We start from the raw sequence: 19966 nt of genomic DNA, 5'->3' as shown, positions 1-19966 counted from the left end.
TTCGCGATTCGCCTCAAAGGAGCGCACATGTTCGAGAGCCTCTCCGAAAAGCTCTCCGGCATATTGGACAAGCTGACCGGCCGCGGCGCCCTCTCGGAAGAGGACGTCAACGCCGCCATGCGCGAGGTGCGCCGCGCCCTGCTCGAGGCGGACGTGGCGCTCGAGGTCGTGCGTTCCTTCGTCGACCGGACCCGGACCCGGGCCATCGGCGCCGCCGTCATCAAGTCGGTCAAGCCCGGACAGATGGTGGTCAAGATCGTCCACGATTCTCTGGTCGAGACGCTCGGCCGCGAGTCGCAGGCGATCGACCTCAACGCCCCCGCTCCCGTCGCCATCATGCTGGTCGGCCTCCAGGGCGCTGGCAAGACGACCACCGCGGCCAAGATCGCCAAGCGTCTGGCCGAGCGCGACCGGCGCAAGGTGCTGATGGCCTCGCTCGACGTGAAGCGCCCGGCGGCGCAGGAGCAGCTCGCGATCCTCGGGCGCCAGGTCGGCGTCGACACGCTGCCGATCATCCCCGGCCAGGACCCGGTCGAGATCGCCCGGCGCGCCGAAGCCGCCGCCCGCCTCCAGGGCTACGACGTCGTGCTGCTCGACACCGCGGGCCGCACCCATGTCGACGAGCCGCTGATGGAGGAGATGGCGCAGATCCGCGACGCCGCGCATCCCCATGAGGTGCTGCTGGTCGCCGACGCCCTCACCGGCCAGGACGCGGTCAATCTCGCCAAGAGCTTCAACGAGCGCGTCGGCCTCACCGGCATCGTGCTCACCCGGATGGACGGCGACGGGCGCGGCGGCGCCGCGCTCTCGATGCGCGCCGTCACCGGCAAGCCGATCAAGCTCCTCGGCGTCGGCGAGAAGATGGACGCCGTCGAGGACTTCCACCCCTCGCGCCTCGCCGACCGAATCCTCGGCATGGGCGACATCGTCAGCCTGGTCGAGAAGGCGGCGCAGACGATCGACGCCCAGCAGGCGGCCAGGATGGCCGAGAAGATGCGCAAGGGCGTCTTCGACCTCAACGACCTGTACGAGCAGCTCGCCCAGGTCGAGAAGATGGGCGGCATGGGCGGCATCCTCGGCATGCTGCCCGGCGTCGCCAAGATGAAGGACCAGCTCGCCTCGGCCAACCTCGACGACAAGGTCATCAAGCGCCAGCGCGCCGTCATCTCCTCCATGACCATGCAGGAGCGGCGCAACCCCGACATCCTCAAGGCCTCGCGCAAGAAGCGCATCGCCGCCGGCGCCGGCGTCACCGTTGAGGCCGTCAACCGTCTGCTCAAGCAGCATCGCCAGATGGCGGACATGATGAAGATGATGGGCGGCCCGAACGCCAAGCGCGGCATGATGGGCAAGCTCGGGCAGATGATGGGGCTCGGCAATATGCCGACGCCGACGCCGGAGCAGCTCGAGGCGTTCCAGAAGCAGATGGGCGGCGCCGGCGCGCCCGGCCTGCCGCCCTCGCCGCCCGTCCTGCCCTCGGCGCCGCCTCCCGGCGCCTTCAGCCTGCCGCCGCGGTTTCCCGGCGTCGGCTCAAGCGGCCCCAAGCTTCCCGGCCTCGGCGGCGGCGCCTTGAACCCGTTCGGCAAGAAGAAGTGATTCCCGTTCTCGAGACCGAGCGGCTGGTCTTGCGGGAATGGCGCGAAGACGACTTCGAGCCGTTCGCCGCAGTCTACGCCGACCCTCGGGACGCGCGCTTCATTGGCGGCGTCCATTCGCGCGACGACGCCTGGCGCCGTATGGCCAGCTACCTTGGGCATTGGGTCCTGAGAGGCTTTGGCCACTGGGTTCTGGCGGACAAAGCGACCGCGGAATTCGTCGGCTGGGCAGGGCTTTGGTCGCCGGAAGGATTTCCGGGCCGAGAGGTCGCCTGGACGATTCTGCCGCCGATGCGCGGCCGCGGCCTCGCGCAGGAAGCCGGCCGGCGGGCCCGGGCGTTCGCTTACGAAACGCTCGGTTGGGAGACCGTCATCAGTCTGATCGATGTCGAAAACAGGCCCTCGATCCGCGTCGCGGAACGACTGGGAGCGACCTTCGAACGCGTGGTTCCGTTTCGCGGGGCGGATTGCGCGATTTTCCGCCATCCCTCCCGCGCCGCCCTTCGTCTCAACTGAAAAATTCGAAGATTGAAAAAAGGAAAATCGAGATGTCCCTGAAAATCCGTCTGTCCCGCGCCGGCGCCAAGAAGCGTCCGTTCTACCGCATCGTCATCGCCGACGCGCGCTCGCCGCGGGACGGCCGCTTCGTCGAGAAGATCGGCACCTTCGACCCGATGAAGGCCAAGGACGCCGCCGACCGCCTGGTGCTCGATCAGGACAAGGCGAAGGAATGGCTGGCCAAGGGCGCCCAGCCGACCGATCGCGTGCTGCGCCTGCTCGACAGCCTCGGCCTCGCCAAGCGCGACCAGCGCAACAATCCCGAGAAGGCCAAGCCGAAGAAGAAGGCGCAGGAGCGTCTCGCCGCCGCCGAAAAGGCCGCGGCCGCAGCCGCTGCGGCGTAAGCCTTCGGCCGCGGCGCCATGGGCGCGGACCGGTTCGTCCTCGTCGGCCGGTTCGGCGCGCCGCAGGGCGTGCGCGGCGAGGTGCGCGTGCAGTCCTTCACCGTCGACCCGAAGGCGATCGGCGCCTACGGGCCGCTGACCGACGCCGCGCGCACGCGAGACTTTTCCTTCGAGCGGCTGCGGCCGCTGAAAGACGCCATGCTGGCGGCGAAGGTGAAGGGCGTCGAGACCCGCGAGGCGGCCGCCGCGCTCACGGGGGTCGAGCTGTTCGCCAGCCGCGACCGGCTGCCCGCGCCGAGCGAGGACGAGTTCTACCACGACGACCTGATTGGCCTCGCGGCCGTGACGGCCGACGGGCGCGCGCTCGGCCGCGTCGTCGCGGTGTCGAACTACGGCGCCGGCGACATTCTCGAGATCGCGCCCGGGGGCGGCGGCGAATCGCTGCTCGTGCCGTTCACCAGGGCCGTCGTCCCGGAGATCGACTTCGCGGCCGGCCGGATGGTCGTCGCGCCGCCTGCGGACACGTGAAACGGCCAACGCCGGCGTCGCCCGCCCCGCCCGCGGCTTCTCCTTCCGCGCGCCATCCCGCCGCGGGCGGGCGCCCGCGAGCTTGGTTCCGTCGCGCCACACATTCGCTCGACGGCGTCGCTATGGGCGTTCGATCCTTAGACTCGGGGAGGCGCATCCGATGAGCGACACTGGAGCCGCAGACGCGCCCGCGCATCCGCCGCGGCGCGATTTCCTCTATCTGATGACCGGGTCGGTGGCCGCGGTCGGGGTCGCCGCGGTGGCGTGGCCGTTCATCGACCAGATGAATCCCGACGCGGCGACAATCGCCGCCGCGGGGCCGGTCGATGTCGACGTCACCCAGATCCAGCCCGGCCAGCGGATCGTGATCCTGTGGGCGTCGCGGCCGGTCTTCGTCGTCCGCCGCACGCCGGAAGCGCTGAAGGGGCTGAGGGAGCCGAAGCTCACGTCGATGCTGCGCGATCCCGATTCTCAAACCCTGCAGCAGCCGGACTACGCCCGGAACTGGCATCGCTCGATCAAGGAGGAGTTCCTCGTCGTCGTCGGCATCTGCACCCATCTCGGCTGCGTGCCGCTGTTCCTTCCGAGCCCGGACGCGTCCACGCCGGCGCCCGACTGGCCGGGCGGCTTCTTCTGCCCCTGCCACGGCTCGAAGTACGATCTCGCCGCCCGCGTCTTCCAGGGCGTGCCCGCGCCCTACAACCTGCCGGTTCCGCCCAACGTCTTCCCCGACGACAAGACGCTGCGGATCGGCGAGAACCCGCCGGGAGAGGCCTTCGACTTCAATTCGATCCTGCAGGTGTGACAGGCGGCGCTACGGCGCCGCCGGACGCGGCGGCCCGGACGGCGGCGCCGGGATGCGCAGACCGGCCTCGCGCAGGCGGCGCACGATGTCGAAATTGATCTCGCTCTGCGTCCGCGCGGCCATCTCGACGTCGTCGACGAAGCAGACGAGGTTGAACCGGAACGCCCAGTCGCCGAAGTCGACGAGCTGCACCGACGGCGCGGGGATCTTCAGCACGAGATCCTGAGCCCGCGCGGCGTCGATCAGGATCGCGCTGACCGTCTCGATGTCGCTGTCGTAATCCACGTTGATGGCGATCAGGATCCGCCCGACCCGGTCTGGGTTCACCCAGTTCTTGACGACGCCGGTGACGAGGTTCGAGTTCGGCACGATCACCGTCGCCCGATCGAAGGTCTCGATCTCGGTGGCGCGGGCGTTGATCCGGCGCACGAATCCCTGGTCGGTTCCGACCATCACCCAGTCGCCGACCCGGACCCCCCGCTCCCAGAGGAGGATGAGGCCGGAGACGAAATTGTTGGCGATCGATTGCAGGCCGAAGCCGATGCCGACCGACAGCGCGCCGGCGACGATGGCGAGCTTCTGCACGTCGAGGCCCACCTGGGCCGCGCCGAGGAGCACCGCGACCGCGCCGCCGACGTAGCCGAAGATCGTGCTGATCGAGTTGCTGACGCCGGCGTCGAGGCGCGTCTGGGGAAGCAGGCGCTCGGCGAGCCAGGTCTGGATCAGCCGCGTGACGAACAGGGCGACGCCGAACACGGCGACGGCCGACAGCATCGACGACAGCGACAGGGTGACGCCGCCGACGGCGAAGCCGAAATAGGCCGCGCGCAGCGAGCTGAACCAGTCCCGCGACTGCACGCCCCAGGGTTCGAGCAGCGCCGCGGCGGCGATGAAGACCAGCACGACCCGGGCGAGGCCCTGCACGACGACCACGATCTGCGCCAGCATGTTGCGGCGCAGGCCGAACAGGATCTGCAGACGCGCGCCGACGACGGCCTCCGGATCCAGCACGGCCTCGGTCCCGTCGCGCACGACGATGTCGATCACGACCAGCAGGCACCCCAGAATCGTCAGGAAGATCGCCTGATTGACCAGGAAGGTCGCGAAGGCGATGTAGCCTGCGGCGGTGGCCGCGAACACGACCAGTGCGACGAACCAGCCGAACGCCCGCGCCGGGGCCCACCGATCGGCTTTGGCCGCCGCCATGGCGGTCTGCCGGGCGGGGTGGCCGGGCGCGAGCCGCCGCAGCGTGTTGGCCAGCGCGAGCGCGACGAGGGTCGTCGCCAGCGCACGGCCGGCGACGGCGATGTTGAGCGAGCCGACCGCGTCGGCCGCCGGCTCGACCAGCCGCTCCACCGCCCAGACGGCCCCGATCGCCATGATCCCGCGGAACAGCGCGCGGGCCGACGCGTCGCTGACCGGGATCACGCGCCAGGCCGCGGCGTGCGGCGCGAGCATCCCGCGTCCCACGGCGTTGAGCAGGACGAACAGCCGCACGGCGTCGAGGATCGCGTCCTCCGCCCCTTGCATGCGCGGATCGCTGAGGTCGAAGGCGTCGAGCGCGATCGCGAGCGCCCAGAGGCCGAGCAGCGGCAGCACCGCCAGGACCAGCATGGTCCAGGCCGCCGCCAGCGCGCGCCCGAGCGGAGTCGACGATCCGGCGTCGGGGTCGCGAAAGATGACCCGGCGGGCGATCCAGTGGATCGGGACCGCGATCAGCGCCAGCAGGAGGACGACGCCGGCGAGGCCTGCGCCTTGCGCCGCCGTCACGCGGCTGCGTACGCCGGAGGCCCAGTCGACGGCGGCGTTCGCCAGCGTCCTCATGTCGGCTGGGAGCTCGCGCGAGACGCTCAGCCACAATTGCGGATTGAACACCGAGGAGCTGCGGGCGAACGTCTCGCGCGCGAACAGCTGGCGCCGTCTCGCCCCGATCCGGGTCGTGAGATCGTCGACCTCGAGCAGCATCGCGCGGGCGGCGCGCAGGTTGGCGTCGAGCCCGTCGTGCTTCTGCTTCTCGGTTTCGAGCTCCGCGGTCGCGGCGTCGGTCGCCGGCGCCTCGTCCGTGTCCTTCGTCTTCGGCTTCAGCTCGGCGAGACGCTTCACCGAGGCGGCGAGGCGGGGGGTCATGTCGGCGATCGCCGCCTGCAGCGCGACGCTGAGCGGATCAGCCTCGGCGCGGAGCCGCAGAAGCTCCGCGTCGGCGAGGTTCGGCTGCTTCAGCACGGTCTCGATGCCGATCAGCGCGGCGCGGGTGGCGTCGAGACTGAACGGGGCCGGGTCGTCCGCGGCGGCGGCCGAGGCCCAGGACACGAGAAGCACGAGCGCTATCCGCCGGAGATACCGCAAAACCGGATGAGGCGTGGTCGCAGACAAGGGGGGCAACTCGATTCGGATGATTCGGGGGAAGCCACGCCCCCGTCGCATCCGAGCATGGCCGCGGCGTGACCGCAAACCGCGCCGCCTCGTCGCGCCCGCATTCACCCTGCGCGTGAAAAAACGCTGCGCCCGCCGCGCGCCTCTGTTAAGGGAGCCCGCCCTGATCGAGGACCCAACCGGTGAACGTCACCCTGCTCGACGCCATGAATTCCATCGCGCACGGCGCAGGCGAGCGGGCGCTCGAGCGTTTCCTGGCCTCGGGTTTCCGGCGCATCGAGCCGGGCGTGCTGCATCCAGCCGCGATCTTTCTCGAACTGTCGGGCGAAGAGATCCGCGGGCGGCTGTTCCAGACCGTGAGCCCGACCACCGGCGAGGAGCTCTGCCTCCGGCCGGAATACACGATTCCCGTCTGCCGCGCCTATCTCGCCTCCGACAAGGCCGGAGCGGTCGCGGAATACGCCTATCTCGGCCCGGTCTTCCGGGCGCAGGGCGAGGAGGGCGGCGAGCGCGCCCAGACCGGCCTGGAAAGCTTCGGCCGCAAGGATGCGGAAGCCGCCGACGCCGAGATTTTTTCGCTGGCGATGGAGGCGGCCGCCGCGGCGGGCGGCAGGCTCTCGGCCCGCGTCGGCGACGCCGCCCTGTTCGACGCCCTGCTCGCGGCGCTGGCGCTGCCGGAAATCTGGCGGCGGCGGCTGAGGCGCGGCCTCGCCCAGGGGCGCGATCTCGACGCGATTCTCGACGCCCGTTTCCGCAGCCCGCTCGCTCAGGCCGGCGTGCTCGCCGCGCTGGAGAGCGCCGATCACGACGGCGCCCGGGCGCTGGTCGAGGATCTGCTCGCGATCGCCGGGATCGAGCCGGTCGGCGGGCGCTCGGCGAGCGAGATCGCCGACCGGTTCCTCGAACAGGCGGCGCTCCGCTCGCAGGACGAGATCGGCGGCGAGAAGCGCCGGGCGCTCGAAGCCTATCTCGCCGTCTCCGGCGATCCGGACGTCGCGGCGGCGAAGCTGCGCGAGCTCGCGAAAGCGGCCGGCCTCGACCTCGGGGCGGCCCTCGACGCCTTCGAGCGGCGCAACGGCTTCATCGCCGCGCGCGGCGTCGCGATCGAGGAGACGCGCTTTTCCGCCGCCTTCGTGCGCGACTTCGATTATTACACCGGCTTCGTGTTCGAAGCGCACGATCCGTCGCGGCCGGGCGCGAAGCCCGCGCTCGCGGGCGGCCGCTACGACGGACTGGCGCGAAAGCTCGGCGCGCGCGGCGACATTCCCGCCGTCGGGGCCGCGATCACGCTCGACCGGCTGCCCATGGGAGCGCGCTGATGGCCCTCGACGCCGCCGCCGATGCGCCCTTCGTCATCGCCGTCCCGTCCAAGGGGCGGCTGCAGGAAAACGCCTCCGCCTTCTTCGCCAGAGCGGGTCTCGAGCTCACCCAGGGGCGCGGGGAGCGCGACTATCGCGGCGCGGTCGCCGGGCTGCCGGGCGTCGAAGTGGCGTTCCTGTCGGCGTCGGAAATCGTGGGCCAGCTCGCCGCGGGCGGGGCGCATTTCGGCGTCACCGGCGAGGACCTCGTGCGCGAAAAGGTTCCCGACGCCGACGCGCGGCTGGAGCTGATCGCGCCGCTCGGCTTCGGCAAGGCGGACGTGGTGGTCGCCGCGCCGCAGGCCTGGATCGACGTGCGCACCATGGCCGACCTCGAGGACGTCGCGGCCGCCTACCGCGCAAGGCGGGGCGAGCGGATGCGGGTCGCGACCAAATACGTCAACCTCACGCGCCGCTACTTTGCCGAGCACGGCGTCGGCGACTATCGCATCGTGGAAAGCCTCGGCGCGACCGAGGGCGCCCCGGCGGCGGGCGCGGCGGAACTGATCGTCGACATCACCACGACCGGCGCGACGCTGGCGGCGAATGCGCTCAAGCCCCTCGAGGACGGGCCGATCCTGCGCTCGCAGGCGATGCTGGTCGCCTCGCTGTCGGCGCCCTGGGGAGCGGCCGCGCGCCGCGCCGCGCGCGTCATCCTCGACCGGATCGCGGCCGCCGAGGAGGCGCGCAAGTCGCGCGAGGTGCGCGCCCGCCTGTCGCGTCCCGCCAACGGTCTCATCGCCGAGGCGCGCGAGCGGTTCGGCGCGATTCCGGCCTTCGGCGAGGAGCCCGACCCGCGCGGCTTCGTGGCGCTCCATTGCGCCAAGAGCGCCGCGGCCGACCTCGCGAGTTTCCTGCTCGGCCGCGGCGCCGAGCGCGTCAGCGTGGTGGCGCTCGAGCACGTCTTCGACGCGAAGAACCCGCTGTACGAGGCGCTGGAGCGGCGGATCGGGCCGCTGTAGCGGCGTTCGGCGGCGCCTCGCGGCTCCGGCGGGCGGCGCGTTTCGCCGGTTAAGGGCGCGCGCCGGGAGCTACAGCGCAGTCCGGAGGGTCTTGTCGTTTCACAGCGGCCAGACGATACTGCGCCAACGGGGGTGGGAACCGTCGCGGGCGCGACGTCGTTTCCCAAAAGGGCCAATCTCGAAGGAGCTGACGGCATGACGGGAGTGGTCCGCCATCGTGGCGATTACCGGTGGGACGGCGTCGAGCTCCTCGCCTACAAGGAGGAGCCGGGAACCCATTTCAGACAGGTGACGCGGCAGGTCCTGTCGCCGGGGTCGCCCGACCTGTTCGCGGAGTTGCGCTACTTCGAGGTGGCGCCGGGCGGCCATTCGACGCTGGAGCGACACGAGCACGGGCACTTCGTGCTGATCGGGCGGGGCGCTGGCCGTTGCCTGGTGGGGGCCGAGATCGACGCCGTCAAGGCGCTCGACGCCGTCATCGTCCCCCCGCTCGCGTGGCACCAGTTCCGCGCCGACGGAACCGAGCCGCTCGGCTTTTTCTGCGTGGTTGCGAGCGAGCGCGACCGGCCGCAGCTGCCGAGCGCGGCGGACCTCGAAGCGCTGTGCGCCGACCCGGCGGTGAAGGCGTTCATCAGGCTGTGAGGAGGCGGAGACGGACTGCGGTCGCGGAAGCCGACCTTTGAGTCCGGCTGACGAGGCGCCGCCTCGCCCACGCCCGCCTCAGGCCTTGCCGAACGTCTCGTCGAAGGCGTAGCCGGTGCCGCGCACGGTCCGGATCGGGTCGCGCTCGCGGCCGCGCGACAGCGCCTTGCGCAGCCGGCCGACATGCACGTCGACCGTCCGCTCGTCGATCTCGGCGGCCTGACCCCAGACGCCATCGAGCAGTTGCGCCCGGGTGAACACCCGGCCCGGCTTCTCCAGCAGGTATTCGAGCAGCCGGAACTCGGTGGGGCCGAGGTGGATGTCGCGGTTTCCCCTGCGCACCCGCCGGGTCTCGCGGTCGAGGTCGAGGTCGCCGGCGGCGAGTCGATCGGCGATCCGCTCGGGACGGCTCCGCCTCAACAGCGCGCGCACCCGCGCCATCAGTTCCGGCACCGAGAACGGCTTGACCACGTAGTCGTCCGCGCCGACCGAGAGGCCGCGGACACGCTCGGCCTCCTCGCCCCGCGCGGTGACCATGATCACCGGCAGCGTGCGCGTCGTCTCGCGGGCGCGTAAGCGGCGGCAGATTTCGAGCCCCGAGACTCCCGGCAGCATCCAGTCGAGGATGACGAGGTCGGGCGGGTTTTCCGCGAGCCGCAGCTCGGCCTCGTCGCCGCGCTCGACGCTCTCCACCACATAGCCCTCGGCCTCGAGGTTGTAGGTCAGCAGGACCGCGAGGTCCTGCTCGTCCTCGACCACGAGTATGCGGGGAGCCGAGGCCGCGTTGGTGCGGACGGTCTCCCTGCGCGCCTGGTTCACGCGTCGCCCCCGGCGGCCTCGACGTCGACGTCGGTCTCCTGCGGCCCGCGCGGACGCTCGGTCGGCATCGGCTGGCCGGTGACGAGGTAGACGACCGTCTCGGCGATGTTGGTGGCGTGGTCGCCGATGCGCTCGATGTTCTTGGAGCAGAACAGCAGATGGGCGCAGAACGAGATGTTGCGCGGATCCTCCATCATGTGGGTCAGGAGGTCGCGGAACACCGAATCCTCGAGCGCGTCGAGGTCGACGTCGCGCTCCCAGACCTCGCGCGCCCGCTCGACGTCGCGCTGCGCATAGGCGTCGAGCACGTCCTTCATCAGCTCGGTGGCGACCTCGTTCATGTGCCTCAGGCCGACGATGGCGCGCGGAACCCGCGATTCCGCGCCGATCTTGATCGTGCGCTTGGCGATGTTCTTGGCCAGATCGCCGACCCGTTCGAGGTCGCCGGCGACGCGAATGGCGCCGATCAGCTCGCGCAGATCGACCGCCACCGGCTGGCGCTTGGCGATGGTCATGACCGCGAGATCCTCGACCTCGCGTTGCAGCGCGTCGAGGCGGGGGTCGGTCGCGACGACCTGATGGGCGAGGACGGTGTCGGCGGCGGCGAGCGCGTCGACCGCGTCGACCACCATCTTCTCGGCGATGCCGCCCATTTCGGCGATCAGCCGCTCGAGCGTGTCGAGCTCCCGGTCGTAGGCTTTGACGGTGTGATTGACCACGGCAAGTGCTCCCTCAGCCGAATCGGCCGGTGACGTAATCCTGTGTGCGCTTGTCGCGCGGGGCGGTGAAGATGTCGTTCGTCTCGTTGAATTCGACAAGTTCGCCCAGATACATGAAGGCCGTGTAGTGGGAGACGCGCGCGGCCTGCTGCATGTTGTGGGTGACGATCGCGATCGTGTACTCGCCGGCCAGTTCGTCGATCAGTTCCTCGATCTTGGCCGTCGAGATCGGGTCGAGGGCCGAGCAGGGCTCGTCGAACAGGATCACTTCGGGGGCGATCGCCACCGTGCGGGCGATGCACAGGCGCTGCTGCTGGCCTCCCGACAGGCTGAGTCCGCTCGCGTGCAGCTTGTCCTTGACCTCGTTCCACAGCGCCGACCGCCTGAGCGAGGATTCGACGCGCGCGTCCATCTCGGATTTCGGAAGTTTTTCATAGAGGCGCACGCCGAAGGCGATGTTGTCGTAGATCGTCATCGGGAACGGCGTCGGCTTCTGGAACACCATGCCGACGCGCGAGCGCAGCAGGTTGAGGTCGAGGTCCTTCGACAGGACGTTCTCGCCGTCGAGCAGCACTTCCCCTTCGGCGCGCTGGCCGGGGTAGAGGTCGTACATGCGGTTGAGGACCCGCAGCAGCGTCGACTTGCCGCAGCCGGATGGGCCGATGAACGACGTCACCTGGCCCTCGTGCAGGGACAGATTGACTTCCTTCAACGCGTGCGCCTTGCCGTAGTAGAAGTTGAGGCCGCGGATCACGACCTTGTCCTTGTTTGCGTTCGGCGCTTTCGCGGGCCTCGGCGCCGCGGCCTCGTTGGTCATAGCCATAGCCTCTGTCACTTCTGCTGGGTCTGCGCGGACAAGACCCTGGCCAAAATGCTCAGGGCGAGGACCGCGAAGGTGAGGATGAGCGCGCCCGTCCAGGCGAGCTTCTGCTGCTCGGCGTAGGGGCTGCGCGCGAATTCGTAGATGATGAGCGGAAGGCTCGACATCGGCCCGCGGGGATCGAGGGTGAACAACGAATTGCCGAGCGCGGTGAAGATCAAGGGCGCCGTTTCGCCGGTCATGCGCGCGATCGCCAGCAGCACGCCGGTGATGATGCCGGACCGCACCGCCTTGTAGGCGACATGGCGGATGACCAGCGATCGCGGCATGCCGAGCGCCGAGGCCGCCTCGCGCAGCTGGTTGGGGACCAGATTGAGCATGTCTTCGGTGGTGCGCACCATGATCGGCGCGCCGAGCACCGCCAGCGCGACGCCGCCGGCCAGCGCCGAGAAGTGCCCGAAAGGCACCACCAGCAGTTCGTAGATGAACAGGCCGACCACGATCGAGGGGGCGCTGAGCAGAATGTCGTTGATGAACCGCACCACCACCGCCAGCCGGTCGTTGCGGCCGTATTCGGCGAGATAGGTTCCCGCGAGAATGCCGAGCGGCGCGCCGATCACGAGGCCGAGCAGCGTCGTGACGACGCTGCCGACCATCGAGTTCAACAGGCCGCCGACCACCCCGGGAGGCGCGGTGCTCTTGGTGAAGACGTCGAGCGAGAGGCCGCCGAAGCCGTTCCACAGCAGGGTCGCCAGGATGATGACCAGCATGCTGAGGCCGAGCGCCGTCGCCGCATAGGCCAGCGTCGTCCAGATGATGTTGCGCCGTTTGCGCCCGGAATAGAGGTCGGCCATCGACTTCATGCCTTCACTTCGAGACTGGCCAGCAGCCAGCGAGCGGCCGCGAGAACGATGAACGTGATGACGAACAGGATGAAGCCGAGCGCCAGCAGCGACGAGGTGAACAGGCCCGGGTCGGCGTCGGCGAACTGATTGGCGATCATTGCCGAAATGGTCGTGCCCTGGGCGAGGATCGAGCTCTGGATCTTGGTCGCGTTGCCGATGACGAAGGTGACCGCCATCGTCTCGCCGAGCGCGCGGCCGAGGGCCAGCATCACGCCGCCGATCACGCCGACGCGGGTGTAGGGAATGACGATGTTGCCGACCACCTCGAAGGTGGTCGCGCCGACCCCGTAGGCGGCCTCCTTCAACACCGGAGGAACCGTGTCGAACACGTCGCGCGACACCGCGGTGATGAACGGCAGGATCATCAGCGCGAGCACGAGGCCCGCGGTCAGGACGCCGTAGCCGAAGGGCGGGCCCTGGAACAGGAAGCCAATTCCCGGGATATTGCCGAGCGTGCCGATCAGGAACGGCTGAATGTAGGACTGCATCACCGGGCGGAAGTAGTAGACGCCCCAGATGCCGTAGATGATCGAGGGAATGCCGGCGAGCAGCTCGATGGCGACGCCGATCGGGCGGCGCAGCGGCAGCCAGCACAGCTCGGTCAGGAAGACGGAGATGCCGAGCCCGACCGGGACGGCGATCAGCATGGCGATCAGCGAGGTGACCAGGGTGCCGTAGATCGCGGTCGCGGCGCCGAATTTTTCGCGCGGCGGGCTCCAGGCGTCCGAGAACAGGAAGCCGACGCCGAACTCGCGAAAAGCGGGCCAGGCGCCGAGAAACAAGGAGATCGCAACCCCGGCGAGAAGGACGAGGACGATCAGCGCCGAGGCCAGCGTCATCACGCGGAAGCCGCTGTCGGAGAATTTCAGCCGCCCGAGCGCGCGCGCGCGGTCCATCGCCGAAGACTGCACGCCGCTGGGAGTTGGAATTGCGCTTGCGGTCATTGTCGCTTCAACATTCTCGGTTGAGTTGGAAATACAGAAGCGGGGAAGGGGCGAACTGCGGTTCGCCCCTTCCGGATCGGCTTACTTCTGCGCGATGTCCTTGGCCCACATCGTCTCGACGAGCTTGACGACGTTGTCGGGCATCGGGATGTAGTCGAGATCGGCCGCCATCTGGCCGCCCTTCTCGTAGGACCACTTGAAGAACGACAGCGCGTCGTTGGAAGCCGCGACGTTGACCGGTTTCTTGTACATCAGGATGAAGGTCGCGGCGGTCATCGGCCACGACTTCTCGCCGGGCTGATTGGCGAGGATCTGATAGAAACCGGCGTTCTTGGTCCAATCGGCGTTGGCGGCGGCGGCCTGGAAGGCTTCCAGCGTCGGCTCGACCGTCTTGCCGGCCTTGTTGAGCATCGACGCGTGGGTCAGCTTGTTCTGCTTGGCGTAGGCGTATTCGACGTAGCCGATCGCGCCCTTGGTGGTGGCGACGTTGTTGGCGACGCCGTCGTTGCCCTTGGCGCCGATGCCGCCCGGCCAGTCGACCGTGGTGGCGACGCCGACCTTCTCCTTCCAGTCCGGCGACACTTCGCCCAGATAGTAGGTGAAGTTGAAGGTCGTGCCCGAGCCGTCGGCGCGATGGATCGGCACGATCGCCAGATCGGGCAGGTTCAGTTTCGGATTGAGCGCCTTGAGCTTCGGATCGTTCCACTTGGTGATCTTGCCGAGATAGATGTCGGCGAGCGTCGGGCCATCGATGTGGAAGTCGCCCGGCTTCACCCCGTCGAGATTGATGACGGCGACAATGCCGCCCATCACCATCGGAAACTGGGCGAGACCGTCCTTGTCGAGTTCTTCGGGCTTCAGCGGCGCGTCGGTGGCGCCGAAAGTGACCGTCTTGGCGCGGATCTGCTTGATGCCGGCGCCCGAGCCGATCGACTGATAGTTCAAGCCGTTGCCGGTGTCTTTCTTGTAGGCGTCCGCCCACTTGGCGTAGATCGGGAAGGGGAAGGTCGCGCCGGCGCCCGAGATGTCGGCGGCCGAAGCCGCGCCGACAGTGACGGCGAGCGCGGCCGCCGTGATGATCGATTTCATGAACATATTGGCTCTCCGACAGACCGGATCGGTCAGACCACGGGCAGACCCGCGGGTTGGCGGCGCGCGATCGACGCCGCGGCCTTCCTTACGCCGCCGACATCCGTGTTGTATGACGGTCCCACTATCGTTTTATGACATGATAACCGATTGAATTATCGACTCTTCCAAGAGCGCGGGAACGACCGTACACCGCCCGGCGGCGGCCCGGCGACATGAAGCGGCTATTTTCCCCTGGCGTGCAGGGGCACCGATGCGACGAAGGTCGAGCCGTGGTTCAGCCGGCTCGAGATGCTCAGCTTGCCGCGGTGGCGGGTCAGAATGTGCTTGACGATGGCGAGGCCGAGCCCGGTGCCGTTGCGCGCCCGGCTCTGGGTAGCGTCGACGCGATAGAAGCGTTCGGTCAGACGGGGCAGGTGCTCGGGCGCGATGCCGCGCCCGTAGTCGCGCACCGTCAGCACCGCCTCCTTCTCGGTCGTGTCGACCGAGACTTCGACGAGGGCCGAGGCGGCGTCGGGCCGCACGCCGTACTTGATGGCGTTCTCGATCAGGTTCTCGGCGACCCGCAGAAGCTCGTCCCGATCGCCCTTGACCAGCGCCGGTTCGGCGACGGAGAGCCGGATTTCCGCTCCCAGCTCCTCCGCCATCGGCGACAGCGAATCGACGACGCTGCGAACCGTCTGGGCGAGATCGACCACCGTCTCCGGCCGGACATGCTGCTTCTGCTCGATCCGCGACAGCGACAGGAGGTCCTCGATCAGCCGCGCCATCCGCCGCCCCTGATCGCGCATGATCACCAGGAAGCGGTCGCGCGCCTTGGGGTCGTCGCGCGCCGATCCCTGCAGGGTCTCGATGAAGCCGAGCAGCGAGGCGAGCGGGGTGCGCAGCTCGTGGCTGGCGTTGGCGATGAAGTCGACCCGCAGCCGCTCGACGCGACGAATTTCGGTCAGATCCCGCAGCGTGACCAGCGCCGCCTCGACCTGGCCGTCGGGCATGGCGAGCGGCGCGACGCAGACGTCGAACAGGCGCTCGACCGGCACGCGCTCGCTCCATTGCACGGTCTCGGCCTCGCCGCTGGCGATCACCCTGCGGTAGGCGTCGACGACGTCGGGCGCCCGCAACGCCAGCACCAGCGGATCGCCGAGCTTGAGCACCGGCAGCAGGCCGAGCGCCGGCTCGTTGGCCGCGGCGACGCGGCCGTCGACGCCCACGATCAACGCGGCGTCCGGGATCGCCGCCACGAGCTGGACCGCGAACGGCGACCGGATCAGGTCGGCGATGCGACTGGCGAAGGCGTCGGACATCGTCGGCTTCCTTCAGTCCTCTGACGCCGCCGCCATGGCCTCGCGGATCGAGCGCCAGCGCCGCGCCGCCTCGACGGCGCCGAGCAGCGCCATCGCACAGATGAAGGGCGCAATGTAGTAGATTGCGCGAAACAGCAGCAGCGCCGCCAGCAGGGCGTCGACGTCCCCGCCGACGGCCTGCAGGATGGTCGCCTCGAACACGCCGAGCCCCCCCGGCGAATGGCTGGCGATGCCGAGCATCGCGGCGAACGAATAGAGGGTCGCGAAGGTCGGAAAACCGATCATTGCGTCCTTCGGCAGAAGAACATAGAGCGCCGCCGAGGCGGAACAGACGTCGATGACGCCGAGCGCCATCTGCCCGAGCGTGAGGAAGGGCCCCGGCAGCCTGAAATTGCCGATCGCCGGCGCGCCGCGCCAGCGCAGGAGTCCGACCCAGGCGAGATACAAGACGAGCAGGCCGATCGCCGAGAGCCCGATCAACTGGTTCGCCAGGGCGTTGAAATGGTTGATCTCGGCGACGGCGTCGGAGGTGAAGATGAACCCCACGCCGACGATCAGGCCCATGCCGAGCCAGAAGGTGACGCCGGCGACGACGGTGAGGCCGGCGATGTTGCCGGCGGTCAAGCCCGCCGGAGAATAGACCCAGTAGCGGACCGCGCCCCCGGTCACCAGGGGGAAGCCGAGGGTGAACGAGACCGCGTAGCTGGCGAACGACGCCAGCGCCGTCAGCCAGTAGGGCACCCGGACATTGAGATGGCGGAGCGCCAGCCCGTCGTAGCCGGTCAAGGCCAGGTAGCTCGTCGCGGTGAAGGCGAACGACATGAGGATCTGGTCGCGGCTGGTCGCCGCGAACGCCGCGCCGAACTTGCCGGGATCGATGCGCATCAGCGTGCGCGCGAAGATCGTCAGCGAAATGAGGATGATCAGCGCGCTCGCGGCGAGGCCGACGCGCCTGACGATCTTGCGCCGGCGCCGGATCGTGACCACGAGGCGCGCAACGAAACCGGGCGGCTCCCGGGGAGGCGGGGCGCCGCTCGCCGCCCCGTTCGAGGCCGGGCGTCGTTGCTGCACCTGAGCCATGCCCTGTTCCCTTGGACCCGGAGCCGCCTATAGGACCTCGGTCGCCGCCGCGCAAGCGCGCACAAATACGGGCGAAAGGGCGCTTCGCGGTCAGTCGGCGGGCAGTTCCTCCAACTGCGCCTGCCGCAGGACGACCGCGTCGTCCGACGGACCGGAAAGGCCGGCCCGCAGCTTCTCGCGGTCGAGCTCGCCCTCCCAGGCGGAGATCACCACCGTCGCGACGCCGTTGCCGATGATGTTGGTCAGCGCCCGGTTCTCGCTCATGAACTTGTCGATCGAGAACACGATCGCCATCCCCGGCACGAGCCGCGGATCGACGGCCGCGAGCGTCGCGGCGAGGGTGATGAAGCCCGCGCCGGTGACGCCGGACGCGCCTTTCGAGGTCAGCATGGCGACGCCGACGATGACGAGCTGCTGCGTCAGGTCGAGGTGGACGCCGAGCGCCTGCGCGATGAACAGGATGGCGAGCGTCATGTAGATGTTGGTGCCGTCGAGGTTGAACGAATAGCCCGTCGGCACGACGAGGCCGACCACCGAGCGCGAACAGCCGAGCTTTTCCAGCTTCGCCATCAGCTGCGGCAGCGCGCTCTCCGACGACGAGGTGCCGAGCACGATCAAGAGCTCGTCCTTGATGTAGGCGAGGAACCGGAAGATGTTGAAGCCGGTGCGCCAGGCGATGGTTCCGAGCACCACGACGATGAAGAAGGCCGAGGCGAAATAGAAGGTCGCGATCAGGCCGAACAGGCTGCCGAGCACCGTCGGCCCGTATTTCCCGACCGTATAGGCCATGGCCCCGAAGGCGCCGAACGGCGCGGCGCGCATGACGATGCCGATGACCCCGAACACCGCGCCGGCGACGTCGTCGATCAGCCGGCGCAGCGGCGCGCTGCGCTCGCCCATCGCCATCATGGCGAAGCCCATCAGGATCGAGAACAGCAGGACCTGGAGAATGTCGCCCCTGGCGAAGGCGCCGACGACCGAGTCGGGGATGATGTCGAGCAGGAAGTCGACGGTCGACTTGTGCGCGCCCGGGTCGGCGTATTTGGCGACGGCGGCTGCGTCGGGATGCGCGCCGAAGCCGGCGCCGGGCTGGACGACGTTGCCGATCACGAGGCCGATGACCAGCGCGATCGTGGAGACGACCTCGAAATAGAGGAGCGCCTTGACGCCGACCCGGCCGACCTTTTTCGCGTCCTGGATATGGGCGATGCCGGTCGAGACGGTGCAGAAGATCACCGGCGCGATCACCATCTTGATCAGCTTGATGAAGCCGTCGCCGAGCGCCTTGACGCCGGCCGTGGTGGCGAAGTCGGGGATCAGGATCCCGACCGCCGCCCCGAGCGCGATCGCGATCAGGACCTGGACGTAGAGCACGCGGTGCCAGGGCTTCGCCGGTTTGCGCTCGGATGCGCCGTCCAGGCCGATGGACATGTCGAGTCGAGCGGTCATCGCTTCCTCCCGCCGACGGTCGCTCTTGGCTGAGCGTTTCGGTTCGGCGCGATCATTGCACATCCGGGATCCGCACACTGTCAAGCGCGGAGGCCACGCGCCTTTGGTCGTATGGCTTTCCCAACACAATGCGCCGCGGAAAAATCGACCGGAGAGTCCACGCCGGCGGCTCGGGCCGGGGGAAAGCGTCCGCGGACATGGCCGCCGCGGCCGCGAAGCGCTAGCGTCGGCCCGAATCGGAAAAGGAGGGGCCGGATGGGCGAAGGCAGGCCGCAACGCGTTCTGGTGGTCGGATTGGGCACGATGGGGACGAGCCACGCCCGGGCCTATCGGTCGATCGACGGCTTCGAGCTGGTGGGCCTGTGCACCCGCAACGCCGAAGCCCGGCGCGACCTCGATGAGGAATTTTCCGGCGTTCCCCGGTTCGACGACCTCGACCGGGCGCTCGCGGCGCTCACGCCCGACGCGGTCGCGATCGCCGCCTACACCGAGGCTCACGCCCCGATGGCGCTGAAGGCGCTCGCCGCCGGCGCGCACGTGTTTTGCGAGAAGCCGCTCGCCGACACGCTGGCGGCGGCGGAGGCGGTGGTCGCCGCGGCGCGCGCGGGCGGAAAGGCGCTGCTCGTCGGCTACATTCTGCGCGTCCACCCGTCGTGGACGCGCTTCGTCGAGATCGGCAAGACGCTCGGCAAGCCGCTGGTCATGCGGATGAACCTCAACCAGCAGTCGTCGGGGTCGTTCTGGGCGGTGCACAAGAATTTGATGACCTCGACCTCGCCGATCGTCGACTGCGGCGTCCATTACGTCGACGTGATGTGCCAGGTCACGCGGGCGAAACCGGTGCTGGTGCACGCGGTCGGGGCGCGGCTGACCGGCGAGATCGCCGAGACGATGGTCAACTACGGCCACCTCCACATCGCCTTCGACGACGGCTCGGTCGGCTGGTACGAGGCCGGCTGGGGCCCGATGATGAGCGAAACCGCGTTCTTCGTGAAGGACATGATCGGGCCGAACGGTTCCGTCTCGATCGTCGCCGGGGAGGCCGGAGGGGAGGCGAAGTCCACCGACCACGATTCCCACACCCGCACCAACGCTTTGCGCATCCACCGTGCCGCGCTCGACGCGGACGGGCGGTTCGTCCGGCCCGACACGATCGAGACGACCGAGGACGAGCCCGGCCATCAGGAGCTGTGCGAACGCGAGCAACGGCTCTTTCTCAGGGCGATCCGGGGGGAAGTGGATCTGACCGGCCACTGGGCCGACGCGATCGCCTCGCTGCGCATCGTGTTCGCCGCTGACGAGAGCATGCGGACGGGGGACGTGGTGCGGCTGTGAGCGGCTTTCTTTCGCGCTGATTCCTGGCGTGCACAGATCGAGACCGCGGCCGGCGGCCGACACCTTCCCCGGCGAAGCCGGGGAAGGAGGCGCGAAGCGCCGGATGGGGTGTGGGCCGACGCGTCGATCTCGACGCGGTTGCATCGGCGGCGCCGCAGGGGGGCCCCTCCGTGCCTGCCGTCGTCCTCTGGCGCGATCTGCATTGCACGATCGCCGGCGCGAACCTTCACCGGCGGCGTCCTGCTTTCCACACCCCATCCGGCCCTGCGGGCCACCTTCCCCGGCGAAGCCGGGGAAGGGGTGGCCGGCAGCCGCGCCTGAAGCGGGGCCGGGCCGC

General features: G+C 69.2%; 19 protein-coding genes. 9 read left to right on the top strand and 10 right to left on the bottom strand.

What is annotated here, in order from left to right; all coding sequences use genetic code 11:
- The first annotated feature begins 27 nt into the window (after positions 1-27).
- From ffh to petA, 5 genes are all read left to right on the top strand, one after another.
- Entirely contained in the window at positions 28-1596 is a 1569-nt protein-coding gene (gene ffh / locus DFR50_RS06190; protein ID WP_113888316.1) for a signal recognition particle protein, read from the top strand.
- Positions 1593-2111 (top strand): GNAT family N-acetyltransferase, encoded by a 519-nt coding sequence (locus DFR50_RS06185; protein ID WP_113888315.1) that lies wholly within the window; start codon positions 1593-1595, stop codon positions 2109-2111. Before ffh ends, DFR50_RS06185 begins: the two co-directional genes overlap by 4 nt.
- A 32-nt stretch (positions 2112-2143) precedes the next feature.
- Positions 2144-2497, top strand: coding sequence for a 30S ribosomal protein S16 (rpsP, locus tag DFR50_RS06180; protein ID WP_113888314.1), 354 nt, complete (start codon positions 2144-2146; stop codon positions 2495-2497).
- 18 nt (positions 2498-2515) lie between these two features.
- Positions 2516-3025: a ribosome maturation factor RimM gene (rimM, locus tag DFR50_RS06175; RefSeq protein ID WP_113888313.1), complete on the top strand. Its 510-nt coding sequence runs from the start codon at positions 2516-2518 to the stop codon at positions 3023-3025.
- A 160-nt stretch (positions 3026-3185) separates the two neighbouring features.
- Positions 3186-3830 (top strand): ubiquinol-cytochrome c reductase iron-sulfur subunit, encoded by a 645-nt coding sequence (petA, locus tag DFR50_RS06170; RefSeq protein WP_113888312.1) that lies wholly within the window; start codon positions 3186-3188, stop codon positions 3828-3830.
- Between the two features lie 9 nt (positions 3831-3839).
- On the opposite strand, the gene DFR50_RS06165 is transcribed toward petA, so the two are convergent.
- Positions 3840-6149 carry a DUF3772 domain-containing protein gene (locus DFR50_RS06165; protein ID WP_170153072.1) on the bottom strand — a complete coding sequence of 770 codons (2310 nt, stop codon included), beginning with the start codon at positions 6147-6149 and terminating at the stop codon, positions 3840-3842.
- A gap of 236 nt (positions 6150-6385) precedes the next feature.
- On the opposite strand from DFR50_RS06165, the gene DFR50_RS06160 reads away from it, so the two are divergent.
- The 3 genes from DFR50_RS06160 to DFR50_RS06150 all read left to right on the top strand — a co-directional run bounded on the left by DFR50_RS06160 (position 6386) and on the right by DFR50_RS06150 (position 9165).
- Positions 6386-7522: an ATP phosphoribosyltransferase regulatory subunit gene (locus tag DFR50_RS06160; protein ID WP_245427366.1), complete on the top strand. Its 1137-nt coding sequence runs from the start codon at positions 6386-6388 to the stop codon at positions 7520-7522.
- Positions 7522-8523: an ATP phosphoribosyltransferase gene (hisG, locus tag DFR50_RS06155; protein ID WP_113888310.1), complete on the top strand. Its 1002-nt coding sequence runs from the start codon at positions 7522-7524 to the stop codon at positions 8521-8523. The genes DFR50_RS06160 and hisG overlap by 1 nt, the downstream gene beginning before the upstream one ends.
- Positions 8524-8718: 195 nt before the next feature.
- Positions 8719-9165 carry a cupin domain-containing protein gene (locus tag DFR50_RS06150; protein ID WP_113888375.1) on the top strand — a complete coding sequence of 149 codons (447 nt, stop codon included), beginning with the start codon at positions 8719-8721 and terminating at the stop codon, positions 9163-9165.
- Between the two features lie 78 nt (positions 9166-9243).
- On the opposite strand, the gene phoB is transcribed toward DFR50_RS06150, so the two are convergent.
- From phoB to DFR50_RS06105, 9 genes are all read right to left on the bottom strand, one after another.
- Positions 9244-9984 (bottom strand): phosphate regulon transcriptional regulator PhoB, encoded by a 741-nt coding sequence (gene phoB / locus DFR50_RS06145; protein WP_113888309.1) that lies wholly within the window; start codon positions 9982-9984, stop codon positions 9244-9246.
- Positions 9981-10703, bottom strand: coding sequence for a phosphate signaling complex protein PhoU (gene phoU, locus DFR50_RS06140; protein WP_113888308.1), 723 nt, complete (start codon positions 10701-10703; stop codon positions 9981-9983). The genes phoB and phoU overlap by 4 nt, the downstream gene beginning before the upstream one ends.
- A 13-nt stretch (positions 10704-10716) precedes the next feature.
- A complete protein-coding gene (gene pstB, locus DFR50_RS06135; protein ID WP_245427383.1) occupies positions 10717-11520 on the bottom strand; it encodes a phosphate ABC transporter ATP-binding protein PstB in 804 nt (267 codons plus the stop codon).
- A 14-nt stretch (positions 11521-11534) separates the two neighbouring features.
- Complete coding sequence (gene pstA / locus DFR50_RS06130) at positions 11535-12386, bottom strand: phosphate ABC transporter permease PstA (protein WP_113888306.1); 852 nt, start codon at positions 12384-12386, stop codon at positions 11535-11537.
- Complete coding sequence (gene pstC / locus DFR50_RS06125) at positions 12383-13372, bottom strand: phosphate ABC transporter permease subunit PstC (RefSeq protein ID WP_113888305.1); 990 nt, start codon at positions 13370-13372, stop codon at positions 12383-12385. Before pstC ends, pstA begins: the two co-directional genes overlap by 4 nt.
- An 81-nt stretch (positions 13373-13453) precedes the next feature.
- Complete coding sequence (gene pstS / locus DFR50_RS06120) at positions 13454-14467, bottom strand: phosphate ABC transporter substrate-binding protein PstS (protein ID WP_113888304.1); 1014 nt, start codon at positions 14465-14467, stop codon at positions 13454-13456.
- Positions 14468-14685: 218 nt separating this feature from the next.
- Positions 14686-15765, bottom strand: coding sequence for an ATP-binding protein (locus tag DFR50_RS06115; RefSeq protein WP_113888303.1), 1080 nt, complete (start codon positions 15763-15765; stop codon positions 14686-14688).
- Between the two features lie 12 nt (positions 15766-15777).
- On the bottom strand, positions 15778-16845 hold the full coding sequence (locus DFR50_RS06110) for a putative bifunctional lysylphosphatidylglycerol flippase/synthetase (RefSeq protein ID WP_113888302.1): 1068 nt from the start codon (positions 16843-16845) through the stop codon (positions 15778-15780).
- 90 nt (positions 16846-16935) lie between these two features.
- Positions 16936-18294, bottom strand: coding sequence for a dicarboxylate/amino acid:cation symporter (locus tag DFR50_RS06105; protein WP_113888301.1), 1359 nt, complete (start codon positions 18292-18294; stop codon positions 16936-16938).
- 255 nt (positions 18295-18549) lie between these two features.
- Here DFR50_RS06105 and DFR50_RS06100 point away from each other — a divergent pair, with 255 nt between their 5' ends.
- A complete protein-coding gene (locus DFR50_RS06100; RefSeq protein WP_113888300.1) occupies positions 18550-19629 on the top strand; it encodes a Gfo/Idh/MocA family protein in 1080 nt (359 codons plus the stop codon).
- Positions 19630-19966 lie beyond the last annotated feature (337 nt).

The sequence above is a fragment of the Roseiarcus fermentans genome (assembly GCF_003315135.1).
In the GTDB taxonomy this organism is placed as follows: Bacteria; Pseudomonadota; Alphaproteobacteria; order Rhizobiales; family Beijerinckiaceae; genus Roseiarcus; species Roseiarcus fermentans.
Note: the sequence above shows the minus strand (reverse complement) of the source record. Positions and strands in the feature narration are given on the sequence as shown.

Bases quoted from the DNA above. Each gene is read 5' to 3' on its own strand.
- DFR50_RS06110 (WP_113888302.1), bottom strand. From the start codon at position 16,845: ATGGCTCAGGTGCAGCAACGACGCCCGGCCTCGAACGGGGCGGCGAGC.
- ffh (WP_113888316.1), top strand. From the start codon at position 28: ATGTTCGAGAGCCTCTCCGAAAAGCTCTCCGGCATATTGGACAAGCTG.
- pstB (WP_245427383.1), bottom strand. From the start codon at position 11,520: ATGACCAACGAGGCCGCGGCGCCGAGGCCCGCGAAAGCGCCGAACGCA.
- rimM (WP_113888313.1), top strand. From the start codon at position 2,516: ATGGGCGCGGACCGGTTCGTCCTCGTCGGCCGGTTCGGCGCGCCGCAG.
- petA (WP_113888312.1), top strand. From the start codon at position 3,186: ATGAGCGACACTGGAGCCGCAGACGCGCCCGCGCATCCGCCGCGGCGC.
- DFR50_RS06115 (WP_113888303.1), bottom strand. From the start codon at position 15,765: ATGTCCGACGCCTTCGCCAGTCGCATCGCCGACCTGATCCGGTCGCCG.
- pstS (WP_113888304.1), bottom strand. From the start codon at position 14,467: ATGTTCATGAAATCGATCATCACGGCGGCCGCGCTCGCCGTCACTGTC.
- DFR50_RS06100 (WP_113888300.1), top strand. From the start codon at position 18,550: ATGGGCGAAGGCAGGCCGCAACGCGTTCTGGTGGTCGGATTGGGCACG.
- DFR50_RS06150 (WP_113888375.1), top strand. From the start codon at position 8,719: ATGACGGGAGTGGTCCGCCATCGTGGCGATTACCGGTGGGACGGCGTC.
- pstA (WP_113888306.1), bottom strand. From the start codon at position 12,386: ATGAAGTCGATGGCCGACCTCTATTCCGGGCGCAAACGGCGCAACATC.
- DFR50_RS06105 (WP_113888301.1), bottom strand. From the start codon at position 18,294: ATGACCGCTCGACTCGACATGTCCATCGGCCTGGACGGCGCATCCGAG.
- pstC (WP_113888305.1), bottom strand. From the start codon at position 13,372: ATGACCGCAAGCGCAATTCCAACTCCCAGCGGCGTGCAGTCTTCGGCG.
- rpsP (WP_113888314.1), top strand. From the start codon at position 2,144: ATGTCCCTGAAAATCCGTCTGTCCCGCGCCGGCGCCAAGAAGCGTCCG.
- hisG (WP_113888310.1), top strand. From the start codon at position 7,522: ATGGCCCTCGACGCCGCCGCCGATGCGCCCTTCGTCATCGCCGTCCCG.